24 protein-coding genes are annotated in these 25,691 nt (G+C 46.3%); 16 read left to right on the top strand and 8 right to left on the bottom strand.

What is annotated here, in order from left to right:
* Positions 1 to 80: 80 nt before the first annotated feature.
* The 5 genes from sohB (at position 81) to ACUALS_RS09115 (ending at position 4,092) form a co-directional block, all read left to right on the top strand.
* A complete protein-coding gene (sohB, locus tag ACUALS_RS09135) occupies positions 81 to 1,142 on the top strand; it encodes a protease SohB (protein ID WP_038134131.1) in 1,062 nt (353 codons plus the stop codon).
* Between the two features lie 209 nt (positions 1,143 to 1,351).
* On the top strand, positions 1,352 to 1,834 hold the full coding sequence (locus tag ACUALS_RS09130) for a hypothetical protein (protein ID WP_005472978.1): 483 nt from the start codon (positions 1,352 to 1,354) through the stop codon (positions 1,832 to 1,834).
* A 277-nt stretch (positions 1,835 to 2,111) separates the two neighbouring features.
* Positions 2,112 to 2,381 carry a PTS sugar transporter subunit IIB gene (locus tag ACUALS_RS09125; protein ID WP_454448225.1) on the top strand — a complete coding sequence of 90 codons (270 nt, stop codon included), beginning with the start codon at positions 2,112 to 2,114 and terminating at the stop codon, positions 2,379 to 2,381.
* Positions 2,382 to 2,392: 11 nt separating this feature from the next.
* On the top strand, positions 2,393 to 3,649 hold the full coding sequence (locus ACUALS_RS09120; RefSeq protein ID WP_454448224.1) for a PTS ascorbate transporter subunit IIC: 1,257 nt from the start codon (positions 2,393 to 2,395) through the stop codon (positions 3,647 to 3,649).
* Positions 3,646 to 4,092: a PTS sugar transporter subunit IIA gene (locus tag ACUALS_RS09115; RefSeq protein ID WP_005473059.1), complete on the top strand. Its 447-nt coding sequence runs from the start codon at positions 3,646 to 3,648 to the stop codon at positions 4,090 to 4,092. Before ACUALS_RS09120 ends, ACUALS_RS09115 begins: the two co-directional genes overlap by 4 nt.
* A 112-nt stretch (positions 4,093 to 4,204) precedes the next feature.
* On the opposite strand, the gene ACUALS_RS09110 is transcribed toward ACUALS_RS09115, so the two are convergent.
* Complete coding sequence (locus tag ACUALS_RS09110; RefSeq protein ID WP_454448223.1) at positions 4,205 to 5,653, bottom strand: DEAD/DEAH box helicase; 1,449 nt, start codon at positions 5,651 to 5,653, stop codon at positions 4,205 to 4,207.
* Positions 5,654 to 5,748: 95 nt separating this feature from the next.
* Entirely contained in the window at positions 5,749 to 6,315 is a 567-nt protein-coding gene (gene rrtA, locus ACUALS_RS09105; protein ID WP_454448222.1) for a rhombosortase, read from the bottom strand.
* Positions 6,316 to 6,318: 3 nt separating this feature from the next.
* Between rrtA and ACUALS_RS09100 the strand changes: the two genes are divergently transcribed.
* The gene (locus ACUALS_RS09100) at positions 6,319 to 6,927 is read left to right on the top strand and encodes a tRNA-uridine aminocarboxypropyltransferase (RefSeq protein ID WP_454448221.1); all 609 of its coding nucleotides are present in this window, start codon (positions 6,319 to 6,321) and stop codon (positions 6,925 to 6,927) included.
* 44 nt (positions 6,928 to 6,971) lie between these two features.
* On the opposite strand, the gene ACUALS_RS09095 is transcribed toward ACUALS_RS09100, so the two are convergent.
* From ACUALS_RS09095 to ACUALS_RS09085, 3 genes are all read right to left on the bottom strand, one after another.
* Positions 6,972 to 8,288 carry an anti-phage deoxyguanosine triphosphatase gene (locus ACUALS_RS09095; protein ID WP_454448220.1) on the bottom strand — a complete coding sequence of 439 codons (1,317 nt, stop codon included), beginning with the start codon at positions 8,286 to 8,288 and terminating at the stop codon, positions 6,972 to 6,974.
* Between the two features lie 102 nt (positions 8,289 to 8,390).
* The gene (yfbR, locus tag ACUALS_RS09090; protein ID WP_005472963.1) at positions 8,391 to 8,990 is read right to left on the bottom strand and encodes a 5'-deoxynucleotidase; all 600 of its coding nucleotides are present in this window, start codon (positions 8,988 to 8,990) and stop codon (positions 8,391 to 8,393) included.
* A 77-nt stretch (positions 8,991 to 9,067) separates the two neighbouring features.
* A complete protein-coding gene (locus ACUALS_RS09085; protein ID WP_038192601.1) occupies positions 9,068 to 10,282 on the bottom strand; it encodes a pyridoxal phosphate-dependent aminotransferase in 1,215 nt (404 codons plus the stop codon).
* 219 nt (positions 10,283 to 10,501) lie between these two features.
* On the opposite strand from ACUALS_RS09085, the gene ACUALS_RS09080 reads away from it, so the two are divergent.
* The 8 genes from ACUALS_RS09080 to ACUALS_RS09045 all read left to right on the top strand — a co-directional run bounded on the left by ACUALS_RS09080 (position 10,502) and on the right by ACUALS_RS09045 (position 20,611).
* A complete protein-coding gene (locus ACUALS_RS09080) occupies positions 10,502 to 11,809 on the top strand; it encodes an isochorismate synthase (RefSeq protein WP_454448219.1) in 1,308 nt (435 codons plus the stop codon).
* Complete coding sequence (gene menD, locus ACUALS_RS09075; RefSeq protein WP_454448218.1) at positions 11,810 to 13,540, top strand: 2-succinyl-5-enolpyruvyl-6-hydroxy-3-cyclohexene-1-carboxylic-acid synthase; 1,731 nt, start codon at positions 11,810 to 11,812, stop codon at positions 13,538 to 13,540. It begins immediately after the preceding gene.
* Positions 13,530 to 14,327, top strand: coding sequence for a 2-succinyl-6-hydroxy-2,4-cyclohexadiene-1-carboxylate synthase (gene menH, locus ACUALS_RS09070; RefSeq protein WP_334475378.1), 798 nt, complete (start codon positions 13,530 to 13,532; stop codon positions 14,325 to 14,327). Before menD ends, menH begins: the two co-directional genes overlap by 11 nt.
* 28 nt (positions 14,328 to 14,355) lie before the next feature.
* Complete coding sequence (menB, locus tag ACUALS_RS09065) at positions 14,356 to 15,222, top strand: 1,4-dihydroxy-2-naphthoyl-CoA synthase (protein WP_005472984.1); 867 nt, start codon at positions 14,356 to 14,358, stop codon at positions 15,220 to 15,222.
* 175 nt (positions 15,223 to 15,397) lie between these two features.
* Positions 15,398 to 16,384, top strand: coding sequence for an o-succinylbenzoate synthase (gene menC / locus ACUALS_RS09060; RefSeq protein WP_454448217.1), 987 nt, complete (start codon positions 15,398 to 15,400; stop codon positions 16,382 to 16,384).
* Positions 16,384 to 17,751 (top strand): o-succinylbenzoate--CoA ligase, encoded by a 1,368-nt coding sequence (gene menE, locus ACUALS_RS09055; protein WP_454448216.1) that lies wholly within the window; start codon positions 16,384 to 16,386, stop codon positions 17,749 to 17,751. The genes menC and menE overlap by 1 nt, the downstream gene beginning before the upstream one ends.
* Positions 17,752 to 17,843: 92 nt before the next feature.
* Positions 17,844 to 20,315: an EAL domain-containing protein gene (locus ACUALS_RS09050; protein ID WP_454448215.1), complete on the top strand. Its 2,472-nt coding sequence runs from the start codon at positions 17,844 to 17,846 to the stop codon at positions 20,313 to 20,315.
* A gap of 128 nt (positions 20,316 to 20,443) precedes the next feature.
* Positions 20,444 to 20,611, top strand: coding sequence for a hypothetical protein (locus tag ACUALS_RS09045; RefSeq protein ID WP_331401186.1), 168 nt, complete (start codon positions 20,444 to 20,446; stop codon positions 20,609 to 20,611).
* Positions 20,612 to 20,613: 2 nt separating this feature from the next.
* Here the strand turns inward: ACUALS_RS09045 and ACUALS_RS09040 are convergent, their stop codons facing one another.
* From ACUALS_RS09040 to ACUALS_RS09030, 3 genes are all read right to left on the bottom strand, one after another.
* Positions 20,614 to 21,537 (bottom strand): YeiH family protein, encoded by a 924-nt coding sequence (locus ACUALS_RS09040; protein ID WP_454448214.1) that lies wholly within the window; start codon positions 21,535 to 21,537, stop codon positions 20,614 to 20,616.
* Positions 21,538 to 21,642: 105 nt separating this feature from the next.
* Positions 21,643 to 23,514: an MFS transporter gene (locus ACUALS_RS09035; protein ID WP_454448213.1), complete on the bottom strand. Its 1,872-nt coding sequence runs from the start codon at positions 23,512 to 23,514 to the stop codon at positions 21,643 to 21,645.
* Positions 23,515 to 23,540: 26 nt separating this feature from the next.
* Positions 23,541 to 24,131 (bottom strand): TetR/AcrR family transcriptional regulator, encoded by a 591-nt coding sequence (locus ACUALS_RS09030; protein ID WP_005473045.1) that lies wholly within the window; start codon positions 24,129 to 24,131, stop codon positions 23,541 to 23,543.
* Between the two features lie 192 nt (positions 24,132 to 24,323).
* On the opposite strand from ACUALS_RS09030, the gene ACUALS_RS09025 reads away from it, so the two are divergent.
* Both ACUALS_RS09025 and ACUALS_RS09020 read left to right on the top strand, forming a co-directional pair.
* Positions 24,324 to 25,202, top strand: a complete 879-nt coding sequence (locus ACUALS_RS09025) for a Tim44 domain-containing protein (protein ID WP_038192577.1) — start codon at positions 24,324 to 24,326, stop codon at positions 25,200 to 25,202.
* A gap of 156 nt (positions 25,203 to 25,358) precedes the next feature.
* Positions 25,359 to 25,676, top strand: a complete 318-nt coding sequence (locus ACUALS_RS09020; RefSeq protein ID WP_038134692.1) for a DUF1244 domain-containing protein — start codon at positions 25,359 to 25,361, stop codon at positions 25,674 to 25,676.
* Positions 25,677 to 25,691: the final 15 nt, after the last annotated feature.

The raw sequence follows: 25,691 nt of genomic DNA, 5'->3' as shown, positions 1-25,691 counted from the left end.
CTTATTGTAATGATTTACTTTATGATTCCGTAAGATGGTGGTTACAATACACTAATTCGCACTATTAGAGGATAATCGCATTGGAATTTTTATTGGACTATGGCCTGTTTTTGGCCAAGATTGTGACTGTTGTAGTCGCGATTGTAGCGATTCTAGTTTTTGCCAAAGCGGTAGGCGGTAAAAGCGGCGGCGCGAAGGGTGAACTGGAAATTACCAACCTCACTGAGCAGCATAAAAACACGGTTGAGCAGTTAGAGCACCATCTGCACGATGCCGCTTTCATTAAAGCGCGTGACAAAGCAGAGAAGAAGCAAGAAAAAGAGAAAAACAAATCACGAGAGAAAGAGATCAAGAAAGCCTCAAAAGAGGGCGATCTGGACAGCAAACGTGAGCCTCACTTATTTGTTTTGGATTTTAAAGGCAGCATTGATGCCAAAGAAGTCGCTTCGCTACGTGAAGAGGTGACTGCGATTCTAGCGGTGGCACGTGAAGGCGACGAAGTACTACTGAGACTGGAATCTGGTGGTGGTATGGTTCACGGCTATGGACTGGCGTCATCACAGCTTGATCGAATTAAAGCAGCGAATTTGCCACTCACAATTGCCGTGGATAAAGTCGCGGCCAGTGGCGGTTACATGATGGCGTGTATCGCCGATAAAATTGTCTCTGCACCGTTTGCAATTGTGGGTTCAATTGGTGTGATTGCCCAATTGCCAAATTTCAATAAAGTACTGAAAAAATACGATATTGAGTATGAGCAGCTAACAGCAGGTGAATACAAACGTACTTTGACTATGTTTGGCGAAAACACCGATAAAGCGCGTGAGAAATTCAAGCAAGAGCTGGAAGAGACCCACGGCCTGTTCAAAGACTTTATCCGTGAACGTCGCCCAGAACTCGAGTTAGACAAAGTTGCGACAGGGGAACATTGGTTCGGTACTCAAGCCCACGAGCTTGGTTTAGTTGATGAGATTAAGACCTCTGATGACCTTGTTGTAGAAGCATGTAAAGATAAAACGGTACTGGCTATTCATTACGTTGAGAAGAAGAAGCTGACCTCTAAACTTGCTGGCATGGCAGGTGAGGCGGCAGACAACGTACTGATGAAGCTGATCGACCGCGGACAGCGCCCAATCGTCTAAATAAAGTCATACTTGGAGAATCAAAGCGCCTATCGAATGATGGCGCTTTTTTGTATCAGGGGATAACGTGTAGTCATGTTGGCCACTAGATTCCCGCGAATAGGTGAAATAGAAACTCCCACAAGCCGTAGGGTAACCATTTATAATGTGGTACGCAGGGTATATACTTACTTTATGTCGGATTTTTACAGAAGTCCTAGGTACACTGGATGTTAATTAAAAAACAAGAAGCGCCACACGATATGCAAATAGGCGCTCGATTTGAAACAAAAAAACATGGCTATGTTACGGTAATTGAATACTACAACACGCATACCGTTATTGTGGCGTTTGAAAATACTGGAAATATTCGTTCTATTACTGCTGCAAAACTGCGCAGTGGACAAGTTTCTGATCGTTCTGTTCCACCTCAGTCGTCGATGGTCGGTGAAAGAGTCGAGTCAGTTAAGCATGGCATTTTAACTATTATTCAAGTTGAGTCTGAGAATATTGTGGTTCTTGAAAATGAGCATGGTGAAGAAATTCGTATGTTACTTCCTGCCGTACAAAAATTACGAGATAGAGTTGAAGAAGAAACGGAATGCTCTAAACCTGAAATGCCTACATCTTTAAGCGCTCTAACTAAAAGAAATAAAAAGACCAAAGATGTTAATAGTCTTTTGAAGAAAATGCTTTCCGACTACGGGAAATAACCACAGCTATTATTTAACACCGTTCATAACGCCAGTTCACACTTTATTTTTCTCTCGATATCATTTATTTCAAACATGCTTTTTGTTTACCGCTCCTTTCGCGGTGTTAGTGACAAATAGTGTGTTTGAAACTTCATTTTGCGTGATCTTGGTCACGAGGTCATTTTGGTTTTGTGATGGTGATCTATTCTGTTTTGGGGCGATTTGGATATTATCCATCTCAACGAATAAACGAAAGCACACAGCTTTCTGAATAAAACCCTACGAGAAGAATATTATGAAAAAGATTATGGTTGTATGCGGTAATGGCCTTGGTACTTCATTGATGATGGAGATGGCCGTTAAAGAAGTTGCTGGAAAAATTGGTCTAGATGCAGAGGTTGATCATGAAGATCTCTCTTCGGCAGCATCAAGTGGTGCTGATATTTGGGTTGCCGCAACTGATGTCGCAAACCAATTAGCTGAAGCGGGTAAAACAAATATTGTTAGCCTAGCAAATATTTTTGATAAAGCGTCTATTGAAGAACAATTAAAAACTTTCATGTAAGGAAGTAAACTATGGCTAATTTCTTTGAATTCATGCTTGGCTTATTAAAAGAGCCAGCAATCATGGTTGGTTTAATTGCTTTTGTGGGGTTAATTGCACAGAAGTCAGATATATCAACAGTTTTAAAAGGCACTATTAAAACCGTAATGGGTTTCCTAATTTTAGGTTTTGGTGCAGGTGCACTTGTAGGTGCGCTAAATCATTTTTCAACGGTATTTACCGAAGCATTTGGTGTAAGTGGTGTTATTCCAAATAACGAAGCAATCGTAGCATTAGCTCAAGAAGCATTTGGCTACGAAATGGCATTAATTATGTTCTTTGCTTTCGTAGTAAATATTCTATTGGCTCGTTTTACTCCGTTAAAATATATTTTCTTAACGGGCCACCACACTATGTTCATGTCTATGCTTGTTGCTGTAATCCTATCTACAGCGGGCATTAAAGGCACTGTATTAGTGGCTATGGGCTCTGTGATAGTAGGCTCACTGATGGTGATCATGCCTGCACTAGCTCAGAAATACACTGAGAAAGTCATGGGTACTGACCAGCTTGCGATGGGTCACTTCTCTACGTTCTCTTACCTAGTATCTGGTTACATGGGTAGCAAGTTTGGTGATACGTCGAAAACAACAGAAGACATTAATGTACCTAAGAGCTTAATGTTCCTACGTGATACACCAGTAGCGGTCGCGACAACTATGGCAATCTTCTTCATGTTTGCTTCTATCATCGCTGGTGGTGAGTTTGTTGAAACCGTATCAGGTGGTCAAAACTGGGTAGTGTTCACCTTTATGCAATCTTTAACATTCGCAGGTGGTGTCTACATCGTACTGCAAGGTGTGAAGATGCTAATTGCAGAAATTGTTCCAGCGTTTAAAGGTATCTCTGACAAGCTCGTACCAGGTGCAAAACCAGCACTAGACTGTCCAATGGTATTCCCAGTTGCACCAAATGCGGTACTCATCGGTTTCCTATCATCGTTTGCTGCGGGTCTAGTCGCGATGGGTATCCAAGGCATGTTTGACTGGACGATTATCGTTGCGGGTGTTGTGCCTCACTTCTTCGTGGGCGGTGCGGCAGGCGTTTACGGTAACGCAACCGGTGGTCTACGCGGTGCAATTCTAGGTTCGTTCACACAAGGTCTGTGTATCTCGTTCCTACCAATGCTTCTTCTTCCAGTTCTAGGTGGTCTAGGTCTTGAAGCAACAACATTCGCTGACTTTGACTTCGGTGTGGTTGGTCTAATTCTAGGGTGGTTAGTATCATGAGCATTATGAATCTGATTGGCGATAACATTGTTATCTCAAACGAGCAAAACTTAACGGTAGAAAGCGCACTTGATATCACTTGTTCTAAGTTGCTTGAGCAGGGCAAGGTGGATGCTACTTACCTAGAGGCGATTAAACAGAAACACAAAGAAATCGGTGCATACTATGTACTGGCGCCGAAAATCGCAATGCCTCATGCTCGCCCGGAAGATGGTGTCAATGAAGCCGCTCTACAAATCACAGTGTTTAAGAATGGTGTGGATTTAGAGTCCGAAGATAACGGCGATGTGTTTTTCTCCGTCACTTTGGCTGCGCTAGATTCAGACAGTCATATTCAAACGATTGTTGCGTTGTCTGAGCTGTTTCAAAACGATGATGACATTGACGCGATCATTAGTGCAGAAAACGAATCGGCTATTGCTGAGATTCTAAATAAGTACTAACGAAATAGTTCCCCCTTACTGAAAAGTATCAAGCCCTCGCTAGTCACGAGGGCTTTTTCATTATGAGGCGAATAAAAAACGCTCCTGAGTGAGGAGTGTTTTGATTTAAATCTTATTGCGCTTTCGCTTGACCGCTTGGTTTGCGATTGGCTGGTCTACGGCGTTGTTGACCGTTTCCGCTATTGCCAGCGTTGTTGCTTTTTGGCTTGGTGTTTGATGGTTTACGTTTTGATTGACCACTGTTACCACGGTTTTCTCCGTTTGGCTTGTTGTGACCAAAGTGACGCTTGTTTTTACTAGCAGGTTTATTGCCACGAGCATTGTCACCTGAGCGTTGACCGTCCTGATGATCAATTTTTGGCTTTTTCGGTTTTTTAGGCTTCTTCGCTTTAATTGGTCGCGTATCCAATTTTGATTCAGGCAGTTCGTTTGTCGGTTTGAAGCCTTCCAATTCAAGGCGAGGAAGAACTTGCTGAATTAAACGCTCGATGCCAAACAGCTCGCTGGCTTCTGCGGCTTCTACTAAGGAGTACGCTTTACCCACTTCGCCCGCACGACCAGTACGACCGATGCGGTGCACGTAGTCTTCCGATACGTTTGGCAGCTCAAAGTTAACTACTTGCGGCAGCTGAGGAATATCAATACCACGTGCGGCAATATCGGTCGCAACCAGAACTTTAACCTCACCCGATTTAAAATCTGCTAGAGCGCGAGTACGAGCGCCTTGGCTCTTGTTACCGTGAATTGGCGCCGCGGTAATGCCTTCTTTGTTGAGGAAAAAGGCTAAGCGGTTAGCACCATGCTTGGTTCGGCAGAACACTAGGGTTTGCTTCCAATCACCGTCTTTGATCATCTTCACCAACATTGGCGCTTTCTTGCGTTTGTCTGCTGGGTAGATGCTTTGTTCGATGGTAACCGCAGTGGAGTTCTCTTTGCTTACTGAAACTTCGATTGGGTCATTAACCAAGCCTTTGGCGAGCTCGCGAATCTCGGCAGAGAAGGTTGCAGAAAAAAGCAGGTTTTGACGCTTAGCAGGCAGCAAAGCCAGAATCTTACGAATGTCACGAATGAAACCCATATCTAGCATGCGGTCGGCTTCATCCAGCACAAGTACTTCGAGTTGATCAAACTTAATCGCTTTTTGTTGGTACAGGTCGAGTAGACGACCAGGCGTTGCGACCAGCACATCCGTACCTTTGCGAAGTTTCATCATCTGCGGGTTGATCTTCACGCCGCCAAAAACCACGTTAGAGGTCAAGCGCTGGTAGCGGCTGTACTTAAATACGTTTTCTTGTACTTGCGCGGCCAGTTCACGTGTAGGTGTTAGGATTAGAGCACGAACGTGGTTGCCTTTAACGCGAGTGCCGTTGTCTAGACGCTCTAAGATTGGCAGAGTGAAGCCAGCAGTTTTACCTGTACCTGTCTGCGCTGCCGCCATTACGTCTTTGCCTTGTAATACGGCAGGAATGGCTTGCTCTTGAATTGGGGACGGTTTGTCGTATCCCTGATCTTCAATGGCTTTAAGGATTGGGGCAGAAAGGCCTAAAGAGGTAAAACCCATATATTGTTCTCTGTATGAAGTGACTCGCAGCTCGAATTAGCGGGCGAGAAAAAGGGCGCCATTCTGAGCCCTTTGGGTAATAACATCAACACAAATTATCGTTCATTGTTTGATAAGTGGCCGAGTAAAGGCGGTTTGGTTGCGAAAAAGCCGAGTATCAATCCACTAAGTGCACCATACATATGGGCTTCCACGGCGACGCGTGCTTGAATCAGTTCAGACGTGGACTGGGATGGGCCCATCGTCATCTCCCACGTCACCTTGGCAAGAACACCGATTACCAGTAGCCAACTGCTCTTTCGACCATTGAGTGCTTCTTGCAAAGCAAAATAGGCGAATAAACCGTGCAGTACGCCTGAGAGGCCAACATAGCTGGTCATATCGCTAAATAAATTGAGCAAACCAACCGCTAGGCTTATGAAGAATAAAGCAAAAATAAAGCTGCGATGCCCAGGCTTAAAAATAAAGTGGATGACCCAGAGGCCTGCTAGATTCATGACTAGGTGTGCAAAGTTGGTATGGGTGAAGTTTCCTGATAGGATTCGCCACCATTGACCCTCAGAAATCCATTGGCGATGCCACTCAGTGAGTGAAGCAAGAGGTTCAAACTGCAGCCCTAAACAAACTAAACTGATAGCCATTAACGGAAAATAAAAACGCACTCTATGTCTCGATACTGTTCTCAATGTGGAAAATCACTCAAAGCGTGTATTTGCGAGTGGATACAAAGCCTACCCTCGAAGGTAGAGTTGGTCATTCTACAGCATCCAAGTGAAACGAACAGGCCTATGGGTACCGCGCGGATATTAAGTTTGTCTCTTGCCAATAGCTATTGCTTCGTTGATGAAAACTTTTCCGAGCACTCGGATCTCAATCAATTACTGGCAGAAGAAGGGGTTCACCATTTTGTCCTCTACCCCGGTGAAGGGGCGCACAGTCATCAGCAAGTGGCAAGCAAAGTGGAGCAAGAGCAAAAAGTGCGCATTATCTTACTCGATGGGACATGGAAAAAAGCCTATAAGATGTGGCAATTGTCGAGCAACTTACAGACACTTCCTCTAATTCGGCTACCCGAGAATTTGCAAGGCAACTACCGAATCCGTAAGGCACCGAGCGATAATAGCCTATCAACGGTTGAAGCGGGCTATCATATTCTGCAATTGCTTGAGCCGGAGGCAGACTTTTCGCCACTGATTAGCGCTTTTAATCAAATGATAGAGTTTCAGATCAAGCAGATGCCGCCCGGTGTGTTTGAGAAAAATTATTTAAATTAAAGGAGGCTCGATAGGGATGTCGCCTCCTTTGATAAACACAGACTCTAGTGAGAAGAAAAGAGCTGCTGATGTAAACGCTGAGCGTGTCCGTCTGTCATCGAAGAGATGTAATCTGCGATGACACGGTAGCCTTCGGTTTCGGTCGACTTCTGCGCCCATTGATGACGAACTTGAGTAGGTAGCAGGCGTTCTGGATCGGCGCTGAGCGCTTCAAAAATATCCATGATGATCTGCTGACCTTTGTACTCGACAACTTGAACGTGTGGCACCTGAATCACATAGTCGCTGACAAAGTGCTTTAAAATGTCGAGCGCCGTTGCCATGGTCGGTTCAAGAAAGGCGTTGAATGACAGCAATTCACACTCAAACGGCGCATCCACTGGCTTGACCGAAATGCTGGTTAGTAAAGCGTTCACCATTCCGCCTATCGCGTCTTTACGCTGAAAGTGAGTACCTGCAAACAGCATATCTGTGATGGACATGATATGCTTTTCAAACCAAGGATCACCACAGTCTGCCAATTGACTGGCTGCCCCTTCAATCCATTGATGGCGATTGACCATGCCCAATACGATTGCGTCTTCGAGGTCGTGAACGCCGTAAGCAATATCATCGGCCAATTCCATAATGGAACAATCGAGCGATTTATAGCGCGTTTTCTTGTGCTGCGTTTCTGTTAATGTTTCGTCGCGCATGGCGCTGAACAGCGCTTTATCCTTGCAACTCAACGGGGAGAGAAGCCAATCGAAGAGATCTTGGTCACAGTCGTATAAGCCTTTTGCTGGTGTCCAGTCTCTGGCTCTTAACTGACGTTGATGAGAAACACTCTGCGGCAGAATCGCGGCTCTGGTTTGACTGATCATGGCAGGGTATTTAATCAATCCAAGTAAGGTTCGGCGAGAGAGGTTCATCCCGAAATGTTCAGTGTAGGGTTCGAGCTTGGTGACAATGCGAAATGTTTGCGCATTGCCTTCGAAGCCGCCGTGGTCACGCATCATATAATTGAGTGCAACTTCCCCACCATGACCATAAGGCGGGTGGCCGATATCGTGCGCGAGGCAAAGCGAATCAATCAAGCTATCACTGGGCAGCAAATCACGAAACTCAGGCTGTTTCTTTTTCAGTTGCGCGACAATGCCAGTGCCGAGTTGAGCGGCCTCAAGCGAATGAGTTAAGCGCGTGCGATGGAAGTCATCAAAGCTATTACCGTGGACTTGCGTTTTTGCCTGCAAGCGACGAAATGCTGCCGAGTGCAAGATGCGGGCACGATCTCGTTGGAATGGGCTACGGTGATCATCACGACGAATTTTGTGCTCGTCGTCATGACGTTCATGCCATAAATCGCTGATTTTAAACGTCATAGGCAGTCTCCCTGAGTTTTTTCTTACCGTACACGCTTAAGTTTGTGACTTCAAGCGGCCTGAAACAGAAGGTTTGCCTGCTAAGCGGTCAAATACGTTCGATCAGCTAATTTCGTCGAGTGACAGTTCAAAACTGGGCGCAAACGTATTGAGGAAATAATCCATTTCGGGGGTATGGCGCTCTTTAAGCGTAATATCCAAGCGTTTTTTCGCTAACGCGTATTCATGGTTGCCAGCGCTTAACTCCTCTAAACATTTGAGGTAGGCGCAAATGGTATCAGCCTGCTTAACAATGGCGGCATCTTCAGGGTGTGCTTGCTGAGAGACAAGATAAGGCGCAAAGTCCTCTTGGAACTCCTCCGGCAACATGGATAGAAGTTTCTTCTCTGCTGCAGCCTCGATTTTTTTGTACTCTTTGGCAATGTCAGGGTTGTAGTACTTCACCGGTGTGGGTAAATCCCCCGTCAACACTTCACTGGTATCGTGATACATACCGAGAATGGCTATTCGCTCAGGGTTAAGACTTCCGCCAAACTTTTTGTTTTTGATGAGCGCTAAAGCGTGAGCGACAAACGCGACTTGCAAGCTGTGCTCCGAGATGTTTTCTGTTGAGACAGAGCGCATCAGTGGCCAACGTTGAATGAGTTTCATGCGGGCAAGGTGGGCGAAAAAGTGGCTTTCCTTTGGGTTGGTATTGGGCATGTAAAGACTCCTTGGCGCAAAAACAAAAGGGTACTCATTGAGTACCCTTTAAGCATATGAAAAATAATACCTGATTACTACTGACTGTAGGTCGACAAGAAGCGTTCGAATCTGCCAATAGCCATTTCTAAGTCTTCTACATGCGGTAGGGTGACGATGCGGAAGTGGTCAGGTTTAGGCCAGTTGAAGCCAGTACCTTGAACCAACAGCACTTTCTCTTGAACCAGGAAGTCGAGCACCATTTTTTGGTCGTCTTTGATGTTGTACATCTTAGTGTCGATTTTCGGGAATAGGTACATCGCGCCTTTGGGCTTAACACAAGAGACACCCGGAATTTGATTGACCAACTCCCACGCTTTGTCACGTTGCTCGAGCAATCGACCGCCAGGTAGGATCAATTCATTGATGCTTTGATAACCACCCAATGCGGTTTGGATTGCGTGCTGCATAGGGACGTTGGCACACAAGCGCATAGAAGAGAGCATATCCAAGCCATTAATATAGCCTTGCGCTTGATGCTTTGGTCCAGTCAAGAACATCCAACCGCCACGGAAACCACAAACGCGGTACGCCTTCGAAAGGCCATTAAAGGTGACGACAAGAACATCTTCCGTCAATGTCGCTACCGAGGTGTGTGTAGCGCCATCGTATAGGACTTTATCGTAAATCTCGTCGGCAAAAATGATCAGCTTGTGTTGGCGAGCAATTTCGATCACTTCAAGCAAGAAATCTCGGCTATAAACCGCACCCGTTGGGTTGTTTGGGTTGATAAGCACGATACCGCGCGTCTTAGGAGTTATCTTGCTTTTGATATCGTCAAGGTCTGGGTACCAGTCTGCTTCTTCGTCACACATGTAGTGAACCGCTTTACCACCCGACAGTGCCACAGAAGCTGTCCAAAGAGGGTAGTCCGGCGCAGGGACGAGCATTTCGTCACCGTTATTGAGCAGAGCTTGCATGGCCATCACGATAAGCTCTGACACACCATTACCCACATAAACATCTTCAACATCAAGAGAACGGATGCCTTTGCGTTGATAATGTTGCACCACGGCCTTTCGCGCCGAGTAGATGCCTTTCGAATCACAATAACCTTGAGACGTCGGCAGGTTACGAATCACATCAACCAGGATTTCGTCAGGGGCGTCAAAGCCAAATGGGGCGGGGTTGCCAATGTTTAGCTTCAGTATTTTATGCCCCTCTTCCTCCATGCGCTTAGCATGTTTTAGTACAGGACCCCTAATGTCATAGCAGACATTGTCGAGTTTTGACGACATCCCGATATTTTGCATTGATTAAAACCTAAAAATAATTGAATTTCTTTATTAAACTACATCAAAAACATTTTTTTTAGAATAAAAATCTGACTGAGTGCCTAGATTTCACCCCTTGTAGCACGTCCGTTATCACAGGATTTTGCAAAACATTAGTTGCAACCTTGATTTGAGTAGGGTCTATAAATACAGTAATCACCTAAAATAAATATTATTCCCCATGCATACGAGGCTGATTTGTCCTATTTTCATCAAGCCGTCACTGAACTGATTGAACGCGTAAAGGATGCAAAGGACGGTGTTACCCGTCTGGTTCAAGTTCTTGAGGAAAAACCTGACTTTGCATTTATTGATTGGCTAGAAGCGCAACCGCTTTTCCCCAAGTTTTACTGGCAATCTCGTGATACTCGCGAAGAAGTGGTCGCATTAGGGCAACTGCATACGTTTGTGGAGCCGGCACCTGCTTACGCGATTTTGGCTGATGATCAGCGCATATGGGGAGGGCGATCGTTCGATGGCCAGACGGACAAAAACCGTCGCTGCATGTCTTCTTTTTTCTTCTTACCGCAAATTGAGTTAATTCGCTTTGACGAAACTTGGTCTTTGGCGGCCAATTTGAGTGCGGATAAGCATCGCACTTTGGCGAGTTTGTATAAGTTGCAGCTTGAAGTTACGCCGTTGCTTCCAGTCTCTGCTCATATTGAGCATATCCAGCACACGCCAGAGAAAGCAGAGTGGTCTCAGTTGGTGGAAAAAGTGCTGACTGGTATAGAAAATAACGATTTCAAAAAAGTGGTATTGGCGCGAAAAACCGCCGTAACATTAAGTGCACCGCTGTGCGCCTCGCAATTTCTAAAATCAAGCTACTTGCACAATCATCACAGCTTCCACTTCATGCTCTCTTTAGACCGAAAGCACTCCTTTATTGGCTCAACACCTGAGCGTCTTTATTTGCGTCAAGGGCAAGAGCTTTACACCGAAGCACTCGCTGGCACGATAGGACGTGGCCTCAATGCCAGTCAGGATATGGAGCTAGCAAACTGGTTAGCTAATGACAGCAAGAATCTCAATGAGAACCAGTATGTGGTGGATGACATCATAGAGCGTCTATCGCCTCATTCAGAACGCGTCGAAGTTGAGCAAGAGGCTCGTTTGGTGCGTCTGCGTAAAGTGCAACATTTAAAGCGCAGTATTCATGCTCACCTCCACAAAGGGGTCAATGGCGTTCAGTTGCTCAGTGCGCTGCAACCGACTGCTGCCGTGGCAGGCCTACCAAGAAAAGAGTCGATGGTGTTTATTCGTGAAAACGAGCCGTTCGCTCGAGGTTGGTACGCCGGATCTATGGGATTTATTAGCCACCAGCGCGCCGAGTTTTGTGTCGCAATCCGCAGTGCTTTAGTCCTTAATGATCAAGTTCAATTATTTGCTGGTGCAGGGATTGTTCCGGGCTCAGTTGCTGAGTATGAATGGCAAGAGCTCGATAAGAAGATGTCGACGTTACTCTCACTCATATCAGATAACCCACCATTGGGAGTCGCGTCTTAAATGAGTCATGCACTACCTTGTGTTAATCAAGCTGTGGTCAACCGAATTTGGTGTAGAACCTTGCTTGAAGAGTTAACCCGCTTTGGCGTTAGCGATATTTGTATTGCGCCTGGTTCTCGTTCGACACCACTGACACTTGAAGCGGATCAACACACTCAATTATCCCTCCATACGCATTTTGACGAGCGGGGATTGGGCTTTTTAGCTTTAGGTCTCGCCAAAGCAAGCCAAAAGCCGGTCGCGATTGTTGTGACGTCGGGTACAGCAGTGGCGAATTTACTCCCCGCCATTGCGGAAGCAAAATTAACGGGCGAGAAACTCGTTGTACTCACAGCCGATAGACCCATCGAGTTGGTTTCTTGCGGTGCAAACCAGGCGATTCAGCAATCGGGCATTTTTTCAAACCATGTGTCGGTATCGCTTGAGCTGCCAAGTCCTTCGCTGCAAGTGCCGCTAAAATGGCTGTTGACGAGCGTCGATCAAGTGATGGCAGAGCAGGCTAACCAAGGCAGCGCGATTCACATCAACTGCCCATTTCCAGAGCCACTTTATAGCGATGAGTCCGTGACGCTCTATCAAGACTACATGGATCAGCTTGGAGACTGGTGGCACAGTGGCCGCGTGTTCAGTGCCAAGCACCTTGCCTCACCAAAGCCTCATATCGATGTCGGTAATTTCATTGAGAAAAAAGGCGTCGTCGTTCTTGGCAGTGTGACATTACAACAAGCGCAAAAAGTCGCTCAGCTTGCGGACAAGCTTGGCTGGCCACTTTTGTGCGATCCTCAATCGGGTGTGGGGTCAGACTGGTCTCACTATGACTTGTGGCTGCAAAACTGTTCTGCCTCGCACGCACTCAATGAATGTGAGTTGGTGTTGCAGTTCGGCTCTCGTATCATTTCAAAGCGACTCAATCATTGGTTGACTCAACAAGTGGAAAGTCGGGGAGCGGATTACCATTTCGTATCTCCTAGGCTTGATCGAAATAATCAAACCCATTTGATGCAGCAGCATCATGTATGCGAAGTGGAAGAGTGGATAGAGTCTTTCGATGAAAGGTTATTGCCTACTGCGTCGACCAAACAAGGGTGGGCGCATGATGCTAAAAGTTATGCCCAACACATCTCATCGTTAGCGGGTGTGCATTTAAGTACCGATGTGTCGCTGTCTGAAATCGGCTTGGCACTGACGTTAAATCAATTACCTAAGCAGTCGCAGTTGTTTGTGGGTAACAGTCTTTTTGTCCGTCTGGTGGACATGTTCAGTCGCTTAGATGAACGTGAAGTGTATACCAATCGTGGCGCTTCGGGCATTGATGGTTTAATCGCAACGGCCAGTGGTGTAATTCGTGCCACAGGCAAGCCAACCGTGGTGTTTATCGGTGATACATCGCTGCTGTACGATGTGAATTCGCTGGCGCTGCTTACCCATAGTACGACACCTGTCGTTGTGGTCGTGACCAATAATGACGGTGGGGCGATTTTTGATTTACTGCCCGTGCCAGAGCAGCAAAAACAGGCGCTCTATCAAATGCCGCATGGCTATAATTTCGAGTATGCCGCGAAGCAGTTCCAGTTAGAGTATGTCAAACCAGAAACCTTGCCAGACTATCTAGAGGTAGTAGGTTCACATTTGGAACAAGGTCGAGGCGCCTTAGTGGTGGAAGTGCAAACGCCGCCGGAACAGGCCTCCTCTCAACTTAAGGAATTTATCCAGCAAGTCCATGCTTTATAGTCACGCAAATCATTCATTTACCGAGAAACACCAACAGCCAGTGTTGGTGTTTCTGCATGGTTTACTCGGCTCGGGTGAAGATTGGCAGCAGACTCTCGCTCATTTGATGGACTATCCGGCACTCTCGATTGATCTTCCTAGTCATGGATTAAGCGCATTTTCAACTTGTCACGATTTCAAAGAGTGCTGTGATCAAATATCTGACACGCTGCTCACTCAAATTGCGCCACATCGCCCTATAGTACTGATTGGATATTCCCTTGGTGCCCGTATTGCGATGAATGGGGTGGTCCATAATCACTTCGCGAACCTGAATATTCAGCAACTTATCGTTGAAGGGGGCAATTTCGGTTTGCAGCATGAGGCAGACAAAATTGCTCGACTTAACCATGATTCACGCTGGGCAAAACGATTCGAATCAGAGCCTATTGAGCAGGTGTTAAGCGATTGGTATCAGCAACCCGTGTTTAGTTCACTAAATCATGAGCAAAGACAAAAACTGATTGCTAAACGCAGTGCTAACCTAGGCCCGCAAGTGGCGCACATGTTGATGGCGACGTCATTAGCTAAACAAGATTATTTGCTCGACGCGCTAAAGTCGTCGAGTACAACAACACACTATATTTGTGGCGAGAAAGACAAGAAGTTTAGTCAGTTGGCCGAACAAAGCGGTCTGTCTTTCAGTCAAGTTGTTGATGCTGGGCACAATGTTCATGTTGAACAGCCTCAAGCATTTGCAGCAATTGTGAAAACTCAAATCGATGCGCACGTAAATTCGTCGCATTGAGTCATTTAGAGAAGAAACAGGAATCACCATGGCAAAAACAGTCGGTATCTCAGAAGAAGAACTATACGCACCAGTAAACTGGAATGACTGCACCGGTGAATATGAAGATATTCAGTACCACAAATCGGAAGATGGCATCGCGAAGATCACCATCGCTCGCCCACAAGTTCGTAATGCTTTCCGCCCTCAAACCGTCAAAGAGATGATCAATGCGTTGGCAGATGCTCGCTATGATGAAGGCGTAGGCGTCATTATTCTTACCGGTCTTGGCGAAAAAGCGTTCTGTTCAGGCGGCGATCAGAAGATCCGTGGCGATTACGGCGGCTACCAAGATGATTCGGGCACTCACCACTTAAATGTTCTTGATTTTCAACGTCAAATCCGTACTTGTCCAAAACCTGTGATCGCGTCAGTTGCTGGCTGGGCGGTCGGTGGTGGCCATGTGCTGCATATGATGTGTGACTTAACAATCGCAGCAGAGAATGCTCAATTTGGTCAAACAGGACCGAAAGTGGGTTCGTTTGATGGCGGTTGGGGTGCATCTTACATGGCGCGTATTGTTGGCCAAAAGAAAGCGCGTGAGATCTGGTTCCTATGCCGATTCTATGATGCTCAAGAAGCCTTAGATATGGGTCTTGTGAACACCGTTGTTCCATTAGAAGATCTAGAGAAAGAGACCGTGCGCTGGTGTCGTGAAACGCTACAACATAGCCCTATGGCTCTTCGTTGTCTGAAAGCGGCTCTGAACGCCGACTGTGACGGTCAAGCGGGGCTTCAGGAGCTAGCAGGTAACGCGACAATGATGTTCTACATGACAGAAGAAGGCCAGGAAGGTCGTAACGCGTTCAACGAGAAGCGTCGTCCGGACTTTAATAAATTCCCACGCAACCCTTAACTTGTTGTCGATATCGTCGCTTTAGCCTCAATAACTGTGTCGAGGATGCTCATATAGGCTTCTATATTCCGCGTCCTCTCCTTGTTCTTGAGGCTACAGCTTAGATATCAAAGTACAAATGGGTGAAATATCCAATACAAGCTACATTTATATCAACAAAGAAAGGGATATTGCTATGAGATCAGCCAAACTGTATCGCTATGAATTGCCGATGGACAGTGGGGTGATACTGCGTGAGGAACGGTTGAAACAACGCGAAGGTTTTGTGGTTGAGTTAGAGCTTGATGGTGAAACAGGTCGCGGTGAGATTGCTCCACTACCTGGTTTTAGTCTCGAATCAATGGATGATGCTTACTCGCAATTGGTTGAACAATTGGCGTTATGGCGAGAAGGTCGCACCTTTGAACTTGATGGGCTCTATCCGTCGGTCGCCTTTGGGCTATCAATGGCTCAACTGGAGCTTGAAAATCAACTACCAGAGTCGGGGTGCTATCAAGCGGCACCACTCTGTTCAGGCGACCCCGATGAACTGTTACCTAAACTGAATGCGATGACTGGTGATAAAGTCGCTAAGATCAAAGTGGGTCTGTATGAACCCATTCGTGATGGCATGCTTGTCAGCTTATTCTTGGAGTCGATTCCAGACCTAACGTTACGTTTGGATGCAAACCGAGCTTGGACGGCGGAAAAAGCACAGCAATTTGCAAAAAAAGTTGCCCCTTCACTTCGTGGTCGTATCGCATTTATTGAGGAGCCGTGTCAGGCGCCTGGTGACAGCTTTTCATTTGCCATCAATACCGGCATTGCCATTGCTTGGGATGAAACCTTGCAGCATGCAATTCGAAAAGATGACTTTAAGCTGGAAGACTTCAATGGCGCGAAGGCGATCATCATCAAGCCAACTCTCATTGGATCCGTACAGCGTTGTATCGAGCTGATTGAGCGTGCAAAAGCGCTTGGCATTAAAGCGGTGATAAGCTCAAGCATTGAATCAAGCTTAGGTTTGACTCAATTAGCGCGTTTGGCTCAGTGGCAACTGCCAGATGAAGTTCCAGGATTGGATACGGTCGGTTTGTTTGCTCAGCAGCTTGAAGTTGCTTGGCCTGGTTGCGACTTGCCACTGGTTAGCCTAGCGGACCAAAGTTTGATTTGGCAATCTTGATGCAACCAGTCCCTTCTCCACTCAATCAATGGGCTCAATCAAGCCCATCTTTGTTGGCGCTAGACACGCCGAAGAAACACTACACTTGGGCAGAGTTAGAGCGCGAAGCCCTGATGATGGCAGCCAGTCTTAGGCAGCAAGGTGTTCAATCGGGAGACGTGGTGACCTGCGTTGGGAAAAATAGCCCGGAGTCGGTCATTTTACTTCTCGCGACCTTAGAAATCGGGGCGGTATGCGCATTCACTATGCCCCAAACAGAGAGTGAACTCGAAACCAAGCTTAGTACGCTTTACGCATCACACCAGCAGCGCTGGATTTGGAGTCCGGAAGTGAGTGCAGAGCGAACGCTAGAGTACGCCCCTTCGTCTGCGGAGCAAACAAGTCGCGCCTACCGTTCAGACGCTATCGCAACTATCGTGTTTACATCAGGAACCACAGGCATTCCAAAAGCGGTGGCTCATACTTCGCGTCAGCATCTCGCTTCCGCACAAGGGCTTCTAGCGCGTTTCCGCTTTCAGCAAGGTGACACATGGCTGCTTAGTTTGCCGCTTTATCATGTTTCGGGCTTGGCGATTATGTATCGCTGGCTGCAAAGCGGGGCGACGTTAAAGGTGGGCAGTGGAGATTTGCACTCCGACATTTCAACTGTCACCCATGCCTCTTTGGTCGCTACTCAGTTAAAGCGCTTGCTTGAAGCAGACATTGAGCTCACGTTAACTCATGTTTTACTCGGTGGTAGCCATGTCCCCATCGCGTTGAGTTCGCAAGCGGCTAAACGCGGTATTGATACTTGGCTCGGATACGGGATGACGGAGGCGGCCTCGACGGTGACCGCGAAGCAAATTGACGAGCATTACAGCGCCGGCTCTGTATTGCCAAACCGCAAGGTTAAGTTAGAAGATGGTCGGATATTCGTTGGTGGTGACACTCTCGCTTTAGGGTATTACCGCCAAGGTGCAGTGACACCCATTACTGAGCATGGCTGGTTTGACACGAAAGATCTTGGTGCTTGGGTCGGTGATGAGCTTAAGATCATTGGTCGAGCGGACAACCTATTTATTTCCGGGGGCGAGAACATTCACTGTGAGGAAGTTGAAGCGGTACTGAATGAGTTCGCAGGCGTTAAGCAAGCTATCGTAATCCCAGTCGCTGATGAAGAATTCGGTTTCAGACCTGTCGCGATTTTGGATGCCAAGCGACTCCCTGAATTGAGTCAGATTGAAACTTACCTTAAACCGAGGCTAACCAAGTTTAAATGGCCAATTGCCTACCACCTTCTGCCAGAGTCACTCTTAGGTAATGGGATAAAGCTATCTCGAAAAGCCGTCAAAGATTGGTTTAAAGAGCACCAAGCGCTCATTAAATAAAGCGATAGGTTGCATAATCGATATGTTGTTTGTTTTACTATGTAAATAGACAGTTAACGCTGCCACCATTGAAAAGGATAGTTACTGATACTATGGATAGTACTTCTCTTGCGTTTCACACTCTCCCGCAGTTAGAGCAAAAATTAGAAAGCATCCCCTCCGTTTACCAACGCCCTTTGATTCAACTTTTTTCGGCTCAGCCCAAAGAAGAGGTGTTGACTTTCTATACTGCAATTAAGCTGCGTTGGCCAAACGCAACGGTGATTGGCAGCAGCGCCCTGTCGACGATAGAGCAAGGGAATATCAATAAAGGCGATTCATTGCTGGTGCTCACTCAGTTTGAACAAGCAACCTTTACGACTGCGAGCGCAAGCTTTGTGGCAAGTAGCCGCCAAGCGTCTGAACAACTGTACGAAGGGCTCTCTATCGGCTTGGACACCAAAATGATCATATGTTTTGGTGACAGGATGTCATCAAGCGACAAGGCTCTATTTAGTGCCTTTTCCCATGATAGTGTCCCTGTTGTTGGCGGCGCGACCGTTATAACAACCAATGGCCGTTGGGCGTTTTTAGATGGGGAGTTTCACGAGTCTAGTCTCGTTGCGGTTGCTATTAACGCGCCTCAGTTACAGGTTTGGCAAAAATCGTACAATGAGTGGAATCCAGTCGGTCAAACATTTATCGTCACCCAAGCGCAGGGAGCCCGAGTCCTGACCTTAAATGATGAGCCGATTGGGCAAATCTATCGCCGTTATCTTGCTGATGGTAATGACTTTTCCCCTGAAATGTTGCATGGCTTCCCGATGATGAAAGGGGAGCAAAAAGCACAAGATATCTATACGCCGGTGTCACTTGCAGAAGACCTGAGTATTGAATTTGATAAACCACTCAACATTGGTGATAAAGTCCGCTTTTGTTATGACCACCCGGAACTCACTATCCAGCAGGTACAGCAAGGCGCATATCACTTAGTTAACTTTCAGCCAGACAATATTTTTATTTACAACTGCACATCGCGCTTGGACTTTATTGAGGGAAATTCTGAGCTGCTTCCACTTCAGTCCGTTGCCGACAGCTTTGGTTTCTATTGCATGGGGGAGCTGTTTAAAGAAGAGTGCACACAATCGATTCTTCATCACAGCATGACATTGGTTGCAATGAGGGAAGGAGAAGCAACCTCGGCTGCCGCGCAACCTGAGTTTCAACTGACTTCACCGGTTTCTCCACTGTTTTCCATGATACGTAACTCGTTTATCGATTTGGAAATTGATAATCAATTGATGCAGAAAAAGGTCGATAGCCAAGCTCGTGCACTCATGACCAGCTACCGCACTGACCGTCGTACAGGCTTGCCAAACCGAGCGGTGTTACTGGAAGACATTGCGGGCATGGAGCTTGACGACTGCCTCTTTAATATCAAAATTAACAACTTAACCGACATCAACGAGAAGTATGGTTATTCGGTGGGGGACAATGTTTTGGTATTGTTGACCTCATTTTTGAAAAGCCAAATGGCAGAGTTCTTACCCAAAGAGACCAAACTCTACGCGATTGGTGTTGGTGAGTGGGCGACGATTTTTTCCAAGACGTTAGCCGCGAGAGACATTCGCGAAGAGTTCGAAGCATTCATAGAGAAAATCGAGTCGTTCGATTTCAACGATCTTTCGTTTCTTGATAGCACCCACCTTGTTATTTCAGTGACTGCGGGGATCGCTGAGAAGAAAGAGTTTTTAACCTGCTCAGCCGATTCACTGTTATTCAAAACGATTGAAGCTCGGCGGTGGGCAACGAAAAACAACCGTTACCTTTGTGATGCTCGTGATCTCGTTCAGCAGGAACATAAACGAAAAGAATCACTGGAGCGTTTGTCGGTCGCCAATCACGCCATCATTCATCAAAATGTTGTCCCTTACGGGCAGCCGATCTATGACGCAAAAACGCGAGACATCGTGAGTTATGAGTGTCTCGCGAGGCTGACCCACGGTGATGAAGTGTTGCCGCCAGGGTATTTTCTTCCCTTGGTGCAAGGCACACGCTTGTACACCAAATTTAGCCAGCAAATGATAGCAAACAGCTTTGCAGCAATGTCATCTCGCCACGATCATTTTACCTTGAACCTATCGCCTCAAGATATGTTAGACGACAATACGTTAGCGCTTTTAGAGCAGCATATTCTCGCGTTGAAGCAACCAAGTCGCGTGGGCATTGAAATCGTAGAGTCAGAGCAGATCAGCGATTTCTCGCAAATGATTGATGTGTGTAACCACTTTCGAAAACTAGGCGTCAAAATCATAGTGGATGACTTTGGCTCAGGATACTCCAACTTGGATGAAATCGTTCAACTGCAACCCGACATTATCAAGCTCGATGGCAGCTTAATTCGCCAAATTGACCATGATAAAAAACAACGCAAAATAACGTCTCAGTTGATTCGACTGTGTCAGGTTTTTGAAGCAAAAACGGTGGCGGAGTTTATCCACAATCAAGCGGTGTGTGAAATCGCCACAGAGATGGGGGTTGATTACTTGCAAGGGTTTTATCTCGGAGAGCCGCGTCCATTGTAACGCCCCGCGCTCCCAGATGGTACAACTTAGTTAATTTAGCAATTTCATAGTCCAAATGTGCATTTAGCAAACATATAGCGTTAATTCATAATAAACAGCGTTAAGTTAGATTATGGATATAAAGGATTATGAAAACGTTATTGGTCATTGCAGTGTTGCTGCAAATTGTGGTGGCGATACAGAGCGAAGGCTTGATACGCGCGTTAGCTGAGCTGAGCGCGTTTCTGTTAGTGGCTGCGATGGTTCTGAGCCATCGGCAGCAAAAACGCGCGAAATTCCGTCTAGGGGTCGATTGAGTCTAGAACAAGGTCAACCACGCGAGTGATGTCGTGGAGATAATCATCCAAAGGGACACACCAAACATTAACGGTTTTGGACCTGCTGCTTTCAATTTTTCCACCGAAATACCACACCCGATTAGGAACAAACACACCACTAAGGCGCGTTTTGAAACGTCAAAGATGCCTTGAAACAGCCAATCAAAGCTTGGAATCAAGTCGCTGACGGCGATGGCAACGCAATAGAATAAAATGAAGTATGGAACGGCAATCTTCTTCGAGTCGCTGCGAAACAAAAACGCACTGAACAAGGCGACGGGAATGATCCACAGGGCACGAGCTAGTTTAAGCGTTGTTGCTGTGGTTAGAGCCTCTTCACCGTAGGCAGATGCTGCGCCGACAACTGAAGAAGTATCATGAATGGCAATCGCTGCCCATGTGCCGAAAGTATGTTGATCTAAGTTGAGCGCATGGCCAATTACGGGAAAGACAAATAAGGCAATGGAGTTTAGGACAAACACAGTTGCAAGCGCTAAGCCGATTTGTTCGTCATCAGCCTTGATGGCGGGGGAGACCGCAGCAATGGCACTTCCTCCACATATTGCTGTTCCTGCAGAAATTAAATAGCCCGTTTTTCTGTTCAGACCAATCCATTTAGTGACTGCCCAGCCTAAGGCTAGCGTGCCGACAATGGTTGAGATGATTAACCCGATCCCATCCGATGTCACTGCTAAGGCTTGATCAAAGTTAATACCAAAGCCCAAGCCGACGATTGAATAAGCGAGGAGCTTCTTAGTGACTTTAGCCAGATTGAACTGACCTGGAACAAGACCAAGAGAAGCAAGTAAAAAACCAATCACCAATGCGGTAGGCGACGTGATGAAGGGGGTTAAGCAAATTGCCAGAGAAAGCCAAAAAACAGACTGTTTGGTTACGTTATTCATGGTAGGGATAGGGACAAAACTCAGACGGCAAGTGTATCAACTTGTTTTTGGTAAGTAGAGTTGAATGTTTTGAACAAGCGTTCAGTCAAACTGAACGCTTGTCTGTTATTGCCAATCGCCGCGAAGTTTAGCGACACGATCGTGCATTACGGAAGTTGTTGCGTCTGCCGGTTGTACAGGCGTACCGGCTTCGATTTCAATTCGAGACCAGAAACGGGTAGGGAGCCCTTTGAATGCTCTTCCCTTGGAGCGGCTAAAGTAGCTTCCCCAAAGCCCTTTTAACGCCATAGGAATGACGGGAACAGGGCTGCGTCTTAGTATTAAATCCATTCCACGCATAAATTCATTCATCTCGCCATCTGACGTCAATCGCCCTTCTGGGAAAATACAAACAATGTGACCTTCCGAGAGCGCTTGCTCTACCTCATTAAAAGCGCGACGAATAGACGTACGATTTGTAGCAGAGATAGGAATCACGCCTGCTCGTTTTAAGAAGCGCCTTAAAGGAGGAAGGCTTGCATACTCTTCTTCCATCACGAAGCGAATTAAACGAGGGCAAACCGCACTGAGCAAAAGAGCATCCATGTAACTGACGTGGTTACATACAATCAGCGCGCCGCCCTTCTCTGGCAAATGGTGAAGGTTTTTGTGATTTACTCGATACATCGAGTGCGTCAGGATCCACACTAAGAAACGCACAACAAATATAGGGACCTGCATGAACAGGTAGACTGCAACCAGTAGGTTTATTACCGCGAGCAGCGTAAATAGCTGAGGAATCGTCATGTCCAGTACTGTCAGACAGACAATTCCAAGCACTGCGCTACCAACCATGAACAACGAGTTATAGATGTTCAGCGCCGCGATGACTTGAGCTCGCTGATTCACTTTTGCCCGTTGTTGCATTAGTGCGTAAAGAGGAACGATAAACACGCCACCAGAAGCGCCGAGCAACAGCAAGTAAGCAAACAGCGGCCACAACTCTTGATAGCTAACAAATTGGGAAAACGAGTCGAATTCAGGGAGGTAGCTAGGGATGGACGTCGCCATCAATGCACCAAAGATTGTAATCCCCAGACTTCCGATGGGTACGATGCCAACTTCAATACGGTGATTGGAAAGTTTGTCGCATGCTAATGAACCGACCGCAATACCAACAGAAAAGAGTGCAAGTAAAAATGAAACGGCGCTCTCGTTTCCATTTAGGTAAATTTTGGTGAAGTTAGGAAACTGTGTCAGGTAAGCCGCGCCAAGGAACCAAAACCAGCTGATTGCCATTAAAGCAAGAAAAATGGTTTTGTCTGCTTTGGCAATCGCGATGGTTTGTTTCGTCTGTTTGATGGGTTGCCACTTGAACGACAAATCAGGCGCACTTGCGGGGGCTTCTGGAATGGAACGACTGGCAATATAACCAAACACGGCGCATAGCACGACGGCGCCAGCGGCGATGTACTTAGCGTTTTCAGCAGAAGCAATCACACCAGCCCCCAATGTTCCAAGTAGGATCGCTAAGAATGTACCTGTTTCAACAAGCGCATTACCCGGAACCAGTTCATTGGCTTTTAATTGCTGAGGAAGTAATGCGTATTTGACAGGGCCAAAGAAGGCGGATTGAGTTCCCATCAAAAACAGTAGTACTAGGAGAATGACGTAACTTTCGGTGATAAAACCAATCGCTCCAAGGCACATGATGCCTATTTCAGCGAGTTTCACTTTTCGAATAAACCAAGACTTTTCATATTTGTCCGCAAGGACGCCCGCAGAGGCAGAAAATAGAAAAAACGGCAGGATGAAGAGACCAGCTGCAAAGTTGATGAAGAGGTTACTTGAAATTGGCAGCGCACCGACACCAGCAAAAGCAACAAACAGCAACAACACATTTTTAAAAATGTTGTCATTAAATGCGCCAAAAAACTGGGTAATGAAATAGGGCAGAAATCGTTTCTGCCCTAACAAAGAGGTTTGGTTGTTCGACATGTGTGCCTGATTCCTTTAGGGCTTAATCACCAATTAACAAGGTAATTGGTCAGTAGATTGTCGATAAGTTCTTTACCATCGATTGGGTCTGCGGCGAAAAACTTGTCATCAACGCTTAAGAGCGTGATTCCATGCACACCAGACCATAATACGCGACTTGCTTTAAGAACTTCATCTTCACTGCGCTCTGGCGCCAGCACTCTAAGTAAGTGTTCGAGCATCCCTGTCATGCTATCGATACGTTGAGATTGCCATTCGGGCAACGCCTCACCATTCATATTGTGCTCGAATATTAGCTGCCATCGATGAGGGTGCTTTTGCGCAAAATCGTGATAACAATACGCCAATTGGTAGAGTGCTGTTTTGTGGTCAACACTGCCGCCGACGACATTTTTTGCCTCTTCCGACAACTCGTCTAGCGTTTGAGCGACAACGTGAAGCAACAACAAATTATAGTTACCAAAAACATTGACTAGCGTACTCGGTACATAGCCGATCATGTTTGCTATTTTACGCAGACTTAGCTCGTGGTAGGAGTTTTGTTCCAAAAAGTCCTTCACAGTATCGAGAGTGAGTGCGATAAGTTGTTCGCGAGTATGATCGTTGCGTCGTGCCATGGTAATTACAGTAAAATGAACAATGTTCGATATTCTAATGAGCCACACCCTGTAGCGTCAACTAACAGAAGGCAAATTTGCAATATTCTGATACATGTGTGACGGAGTATTTAGTTTGCTTCTTTCTAACCAACCCTTATTATAACAAGATAACTACAAACTCTTATCTTGAAAGAACCCGAAAGGATAACTATGAAACGTTTGTTTTCTCTTGTTGCTCTACTGATGGTTTCTGTGGCAATTACGCCAATCGCAGAAGCTAAAAAGTTTGGTGGTGGTAAGTCTTTTGGCAAAAGCTATAAAACTGCTCCTGCGCCTAAACAGCAGCAACAAAACACCAACACGGTTGGTAAAGACCAAACCACTAAAACTCAAAGCTCAAGCAAAAAAGGTCTAATGGGCGGCTTGCTGGGTGGTTTATTGGCTGGTGGTCTACTCGCAGCTTTCTTTGGCGGTGCGTTCGAAGGTATCCAGTTTATGGATATTCTCATTATCGGTCTGATCGCCTTTGTCATCTTTAAGTTGATGCGCGGCATGCTCGGAGCCAAACAAGGCAGCATGAATCAGCAGCGTCAACAGCCAGCATTCGGCGGTTCTGCTCCTAAATTTGAGCAACCTAATGTACACAACTTCGAGCAACCTCAACAAGCGGGTTCTCAAGGTGGTTTTGGCTTTGGCTCGCAAACCGATGTGCCACACAACTACCCACCGGGTTTTGACCATGCAGCGTTTATCAATGGATCTCGTGAGCACTACCGTATCCTGCAAGGCGCTTGGAACCACAATCAGTTGGAAACAATCGAAGAGTACGTTTCTCCAAGCCTGTTTGCGGATCTAAAATCAGAACGAGCGAAACTTGAGGGCGAGCAACATACTGATGTTATGTATGTTGATGCTGAAATTGTTCGTGCCGATTACGATGCTTCGAAAGCACAGCTCAGCCTTCAATTTAGTGGTCGTTACCGTGATGCCGTCGAAGGCATTGAAGAAGATATCGCTGATATCTGGCACTTGGAGCGTGATCTTACTACGCCGAATGCGCCATGGTTGATCGTTGGTATCCAAGGCTAACATTGACTAATAACGACAACGCCCGAGCTTTTCGCTTGGGTGTTTTTGTTTGTAGCCTAAGCTGAGCAATTTTAGGCATGGGTAATTTAGATTGTTCAGTGGAGCGATTACTTGGTAGTATTTTTACACACCAACAATCATAACAAGGGTAGTAAAGTGGCTGAATTTAAATACAAAAACCTGTCTCAAGAAGAGCAAGATAAGCTAGACGCCGCGACATTTCGTCGCTTGTTGGCACACCTTGATGAAAATAAAGATGTGCAAAATATCGACCTGATGATTCTTGCGGGTTTCTGTCGCAATTGCTTTAGCAAATGGTACAAAGCAGAAGCGGATAATCAAGGTCTTGATTTGGATATTGATGACGCGCGTGAACGTGTTTACGGCATGACTTACGATGAGTGGAAACAAAATCATCAACCGAAAGCAACGCCAGAGCAGCTTGCAGCCTTCGAAGCTCGTCAGAAGAAGTAACGTTTCTTAGAGTAC

The sequence above is a fragment of the Vibrio sp. NH-7 genome (assembly GCF_053643215.1).
This window is presented reverse-complemented; position numbering and strand designations above follow the sequence as displayed.

Coding starts and splice junctions, on each gene's coding strand:
- ACUALS_RS09035 (WP_454448213.1), bottom strand. CDS start 23,514: ATGTCGAACAACCAAACCTCTTTGTTAGGGCAGAAACGATTTCTGCCC.
- ACUALS_RS09095 (WP_454448220.1), bottom strand. CDS start 8,288: ATGACGTTTAAAATCAGCGATTTATGGCATGAACGTCATGACGACGAG.
- menB (WP_005472984.1), top strand. CDS start 14,356: ATGGCAAAAACAGTCGGTATCTCAGAAGAAGAACTATACGCACCAGTA.
- ACUALS_RS09040 (WP_454448214.1), bottom strand. CDS start 21,537: ATGAATAACGTAACCAAACAGTCTGTTTTTTGGCTTTCTCTGGCAATT.
- ACUALS_RS09025 (WP_038192577.1), top strand. CDS start 24,324: ATGAAACGTTTGTTTTCTCTTGTTGCTCTACTGATGGTTTCTGTGGCA.
- ACUALS_RS09100 (WP_454448221.1), top strand. CDS start 6,319: ATGTCTCGATACTGTTCTCAATGTGGAAAATCACTCAAAGCGTGTATT.
- menD (WP_454448218.1), top strand. CDS start 11,810: ATGAGTCATGCACTACCTTGTGTTAATCAAGCTGTGGTCAACCGAATT.
- menE (WP_454448216.1), top strand. CDS start 16,384: ATGCAACCAGTCCCTTCTCCACTCAATCAATGGGCTCAATCAAGCCCA.
- ACUALS_RS09125 (WP_454448225.1), top strand. CDS start 2,112: ATGAAAAAGATTATGGTTGTATGCGGTAATGGCCTTGGTACTTCATTG.
- ACUALS_RS09085 (WP_038192601.1), bottom strand. CDS start 10,282: ATGCAAAATATCGGGATGTCGTCAAAACTCGACAATGTCTGCTATGAC.
- ACUALS_RS09045 (WP_331401186.1), top strand. CDS start 20,444: ATGAAAACGTTATTGGTCATTGCAGTGTTGCTGCAAATTGTGGTGGCG.
- ACUALS_RS09120 (WP_454448224.1), top strand. CDS start 2,393: ATGGCTAATTTCTTTGAATTCATGCTTGGCTTATTAAAAGAGCCAGCA.
- menH (WP_334475378.1), top strand. CDS start 13,530: ATGCTTTATAGTCACGCAAATCATTCATTTACCGAGAAACACCAACAG.
- ACUALS_RS09130 (WP_005472978.1), top strand. CDS start 1,352: ATGTTAATTAAAAAACAAGAAGCGCCACACGATATGCAAATAGGCGCT.
- ACUALS_RS09115 (WP_005473059.1), top strand. CDS start 3,646: ATGAGCATTATGAATCTGATTGGCGATAACATTGTTATCTCAAACGAG.
- yfbR (WP_005472963.1), bottom strand. CDS start 8,990: ATGCCCAATACCAACCCAAAGGAAAGCCACTTTTTCGCCCACCTTGCC.
- menC (WP_454448217.1), top strand. CDS start 15,398: ATGAGATCAGCCAAACTGTATCGCTATGAATTGCCGATGGACAGTGGG.
- ACUALS_RS09050 (WP_454448215.1), top strand. CDS start 17,844: ATGGATAGTACTTCTCTTGCGTTTCACACTCTCCCGCAGTTAGAGCAA.
- ACUALS_RS09110 (WP_454448223.1), bottom strand. CDS start 5,653: ATGGGTTTTACCTCTTTAGGCCTTTCTGCCCCAATCCTTAAAGCCATT.
- ACUALS_RS09030 (WP_005473045.1), bottom strand. CDS start 24,131: ATGGCACGACGCAACGATCATACTCGCGAACAACTTATCGCACTCACT.